The organism is Leptolyngbya sp. FACHB-36 (genome assembly GCF_014695955.1).
In the GTDB taxonomy this organism is placed as follows: domain Bacteria; phylum Cyanobacteriota; class Cyanobacteriia; order Leptolyngbyales; family Leptolyngbyaceae; genus FACHB-36.
The window spans coordinates 1-4476 of sequence record NZ_JACJPG010000156.1 but is presented as its reverse complement, the minus strand read 5'-3'; the positions used below and the strand labels follow the sequence as shown (position 1 = coordinate 4476).

Annotated in this window: 5 protein-coding genes; 2 read left to right on the top strand and 3 right to left on the bottom strand. The window is 51.6% G+C overall.

Annotation, left to right across the window (positions count from 1 at the left end):
- Window positions 1-300: hypothetical protein (locus tag H6F43_RS02295; protein ID WP_190340392.1), on the bottom strand; the 300-nt coding region annotated here is incomplete at its 3' end.
- Window positions 301-395: 95 nt separating this feature from the next.
- Between H6F43_RS02295 and xth the strand changes: the two genes are divergently transcribed.
- Window positions 396-1181 (top strand): exodeoxyribonuclease III, encoded by a 786-nt coding sequence (gene xth, locus H6F43_RS02290; RefSeq protein WP_190340393.1) that lies wholly within the window; start codon window positions 396-398, stop codon window positions 1179-1181.
- Between the two features lie 115 nt (window positions 1182-1296).
- Window positions 1297-2184 carry an SDR family oxidoreductase gene (locus H6F43_RS02285; RefSeq protein WP_190340391.1) on the top strand — a complete coding sequence of 296 codons (888 nt, stop codon included), beginning with the start codon at window positions 1297-1299 and terminating at the stop codon, window positions 2182-2184.
- Between the two features lie 42 nt (window positions 2185-2226).
- On the opposite strand, the gene H6F43_RS02280 is transcribed toward H6F43_RS02285, so the two are convergent.
- Window positions 2227-3381, bottom strand: coding sequence for a hypothetical protein (locus H6F43_RS02280; RefSeq protein WP_190340390.1), 1155 nt, complete (start codon window positions 3379-3381; stop codon window positions 2227-2229).
- A 6-nt stretch (window positions 3382-3387) separates the two neighbouring features.
- A partial coding sequence (locus H6F43_RS02275; RefSeq protein ID WP_190340389.1) for a UbiD family decarboxylase occupies window positions 3388-4476 on the bottom strand: 1089 nt, incomplete at its 5' end.

Here is a 4476-nt window from a genome sequence, read left to right as displayed (position 1 = left end):
AATGCTTTCGGCTTGCATTCGAGTCGTGTCGCGTCGTTCTAAGCGTTCTGCCTCAAGCTGTTGAGCAAGGCTGTCAACCTGCTGTACAAGACTGTTAACGGCTCCAACAAGTGCGTCTACCGCATTGTTCGTATCGCGTATCTCGCCCTGTACCTCTTCGACCTGCCCCTGAAACTGGGTTTGGCGGGTTGCAAGGCTTCTCAATTCACCTTGCACTTCTTCAACCTGCCCTTGAAACTGGGACTGACGAATTGCAAGGGCTTCTAAAATTCCTTCAATTCGGTCTAGACGCTCAGACATAGATGAACTCCGAGTCAGTACGCTCATTATCTCTTAGAGCACGCTAGCGCTTTTTGGAATGGTATTCTCAGAAAGCCGATCGCCCCCTCTCCGCAATGAAGATTGCCACTTGGAACGTTAATTCGATTCGGACTCGCCTGACACACGTGCAGGACTGGCTACAAGAAGCCGCTGTGGACGTGCTGTGTCTACAAGAGACGAAAGTAATGGACGATAGCTTCCCGATCGCCGCGTTCACCGAAATCGGCTACCACCCGCATATCTTTGGGCAGAAAAGCTACAACGGTGTGGCGATCGTCAGTCGCTCCCCACTCGATAACGTTCAGTTGGGGTTTGCGGCAGTGCTGGGTGAGTCTGTAGCGGAACTTGACGAGCAAAAGCGGGTGATTGGAGGAACGATCGACGGCATTCGGATTGTCAATCTTTATGTGCCGAATGGATCTTCTGTAGGTAGCGATAAATACACTTACAAACTCCGCTGGCTGGAGGTGCTGCGATCGTACCTCAGCGCTCTGCTAGAGCAGCCTGAACCGCTTCTCGTCTGTGGCGACTTCAACGTTGCGCCCGACGACATCGACATCCACGACCCAACCGGGCGCGAAAAAATGGTGATGGCAACCGACTTAGAGCGCCAAGCACTCCAGCAGGCGATCGCGGATTTAGGGCTGTCCGATGCCTTCCGCAAATTCACGCCAGAGGCAGGACACTTTAGCTGGTGGGACTACCGCGCTGCCGCGTTTCGCCGCAACTTAGGCTGGCGAATCGACCACATTTATTTAACGCCAGACCTGTACGATCGTGCGATCAACTGCACGATCGATCCTGCTCCACGCAAGCGTGACCAACCCAGCGATCACACTCCTGTCATTGTCGAACTTTAGATAGTTGTCAGTTTTTAGCGTTTCGTTTTTAGTTTTTAGTGACTAGCTTCAAGAGTGCAACTCACGAACGACTAACGACTGACGACTAATCACTAAAAACTAACGACTAACCATTATGTTTCTCGTCACTGGAGCCACGGGCGGATTAGGGCGGCGAATTGTGCGGGTTCTGCGAGAGCGAGAAATGACCGTGCGGACCTTTGTGCGGCTAACATCACGCTACGCGGAGCTAGAACATCGGGGAGCCGAGGTATTTATTGGCGACTTACAGCGGGAACGAGATATCCGCAAAGCTTGCGAAGGCGTGCAGTACGTCATTAGCGCTCATGGATCAAACGAGTCATCGGGCGGTGATGCAGAGACGATCGACTATCAAGCCAATGTTGAGCTAATCGAGCAGGCAAAAGCCGCCGGAGTGCAGCATTTTGTGTTTATTTCGGTGCTGGGGGTCGATCGCGGCTACGAAGACGCGCCGGTGTTCAAGGCAAAGCGGGCGGTCGAAAAGTACTTGCAAGCGAGCGGGCTAAACTACACCATTTTGCGCCCGTCGGGATTCGCATCAAATCTGCTGCCGCTGGCGGAGCGATTTCGCCAGAGTGGAATTTATGTGCTGATTGGCGATCCTTGGAACCGCACGTCGATCGTCAGCACAGATGATTTGGCAAGAATTGCGGTCGATTCGGTTTTTGTTGAAGAAGCACGCAATCAAATTTTTGCGGTCGGTGGTCCGGAAATCCTCAAGCGAGAAGATATTCCCCGCATCTTCAGCCACATTTTTGATCGAGAGCCGTTTCTGATCAATCCGCCTGTGCTCGCGATCGACGGACTGCGCAACGCGATCGGGCTGTTTAACCCGAAGCTGCGATCGAGTTTGGGAACGCTGCGGACGCTGTTAGCTAACGAATTTTTCTGCACCTCTGAAGAGGCAGCGCGATTAGAAAGCGTCTTTAACCTAAAGCTGGAACCGCTTGAAATGTTTCTGCGGCGATATGTCAGCGTCTAATTTCAGCGAATAGCCGTTTGCGAATCGCTATTAACGAAATGCTTACCCACCCATTACTTCCACATTGACCTCAATTTCCCGTCCCAAGAGTTCTGTAAACGCTTCTTCGACTTTCAATAACCACTTCGGATTCATCGAGAACAGTGCCTCAGAGCTAATACCAATCTGTGCCCGTTCACCATCAAATGACAATAGGCGGCTGTGCTTGCGTAGAATTGCTTGCGTGGTTGCTGGCTGAATTTGCTTTAACACGCCGTTCCAGAGTGAAGCAAGCATAGAACTGCGCTTAGAAATTGCAGGCGAACCCTGCTGTGGTTTGGCTGATTGGTGGCGATTGAGTAATTCTTGAATGGCTTCTTTTAAACGTGAAATTTGCTCGATCGACAATGGATATTCCCAAGTGCCAATTTGAATTGTTGCGAGCGTTTCGGTTGATTTGGAGGTTTCCGGTCCCATCGGCTTGTTTGATGACGGTCGCTTCGATTCGTCTGCCTCTGCTTGCAGCACTTGCAAAAATCCACGAAGTCCGCCAGTGTACAGTAAATTCTCTAACCCGATCGACGTTTCATCGCCGTTTACCTCAATCAGATAAGTAGGCAGAAAGCCAGACAGGACCAAGTGATAATTCGACTGTGCTTCATCCACTTCCTCAGACACCAGCACACAGACGATCACCGCGTTCCGTTTGACGTCTTCCCGGGTCACTGACCAACGCACAGTTTCAGCATTGCCCTGTGCAACTTTTACCTGTAGGCTAGCAGACGGATTAGAAGACAGCCGCAGCCGACCAACCGGAAACAGATTCACGGGCAAAAATTGCTCTAAATACTGATAGGCCTTGATGTAAGTAATAAAGATTTTCCACTGCCGCGCATTAAAGCTTTTTTTGTCATTGGCTCGAATCAAATCTTTGTAGTTAGCGCGGGAGAGCAAATCATTCAACTGTTTGTTGATAGCTTCTTCACCCAGTTTTCCGGCTAAGTTTTTCAAAAATACTTCATGCACCGAGTCCAAGTTTTTTTGTTTTTCCGTTACTAACCAGGCTGCCTCTCGCAGCGGTTTTAGATCCGGCTCTGAAATGATTACCAGTTCGCTAAAGTGGTTTTCTAATTGGCAAAACAGCAGCTGATTCAGTCCCGATCGTAACCGCTTGACAAAGTCAGTTTGTTGAAACTTGAGAGGAGTTTGCCAGTCCATGCCTGCCTACCGCATGTCATAACCAAACAGATTCGGATCGACCTCGCCTAACTGCACATCTGCCAGCCCGTACTCTGCCCACCGCCGCTCGACCATCGCTGCGATATCGGGGTCAGACTTAAGTTCTGGACTCCACTGACGATCGGTTTCAGGAGCAATTTTTGTCGTTGCATCAATTCCCATCCGGCTACCCAAGCCAGGTTTATCTGTGGCAAAATCCAACGCATCGAACGGATTATCCGGCAGGATAAACACATCCCTAGCTGGGTCTACCTTGGATGTCATTGCCCACACAACCTGTCGCGGATCGCGGATGTTGATCGCTTTGTCCACCACAATTACAAACTTCGTGTAGGTGAACTGCGGCAGTGCGCTCCAAAACGCCAGTGCTGCCCGTCGTGCCTGACCCGGATAGGCTTTATCGATCGAAATAACTGCCGCTTTGTAGCTCAGCGCTTCCATTGGCAGAAAGAAATCAACAATCTCTGGTACCTGCTGCCGCAAAATCGGCGTATAGATGCGATTGAGCGCGATCGCCATCATCGCGTCTTCCTTCGGAGGGCGCCCGCTAAAGGTCGTGAGATAGATCGGGTCTTTACGGTGTGTCATGCAGTGGAAACGAATCAGTGGAGCCTGATCGTTCTTGCCGCCGTAGTAGCCCATGTGGTCGCCTGCGGGACCGTCGGGACCCGTCTCACCGGGTGTAATGGTGCCTTCCAGGACGATTTCTGAATCCGCTGGCACCTCCAAATCCACCGTTTTGCACTTCGCTAAATGCACACCCGAGCCGCCATACAGCCCAGCAAACAGCCACTCCGATAAGTCGATCGGCAGCGGAGTCGCCGCCGCCATAATTAGCAGCGGATCAACGCCAAGCGCGATCGCCACCTCTAGCTTTTTGCCGTTTTCGGCAGCCTTGCGCAAATGGCGCGTGGCTCCACGCACCGACAGCCACTGCACGGTCATTGTGTTTTTGGACTGCAGCTGCAAGCGATACACGCCCACGTTGACGATTTTGCTTTCGCAGTCTTTTGTGATCATCAGTCCCAGCGTCACCACCTTGTCTGCATCACCCGGATAGACCCGCAGCAGCGG

What these genes read in the sequence shown, in the direction of transcription:
- xth (WP_190340393.1), top strand. Translation starts at nt 396, where the DNA reads ATGAAGATTGCCACTTGGAACGTTAATTCGATTCGGACTCGCCTGACA.
- H6F43_RS02280 (WP_190340390.1), bottom strand. Translation starts at nt 3,381, where the DNA reads ATGGACTGGCAAACTCCTCTCAAGTTTCAACAAACTGACTTTGTCAAG.
- H6F43_RS02285 (WP_190340391.1), top strand. Translation starts at nt 1,297, where the DNA reads ATGTTTCTCGTCACTGGAGCCACGGGCGGATTAGGGCGGCGAATTGTG.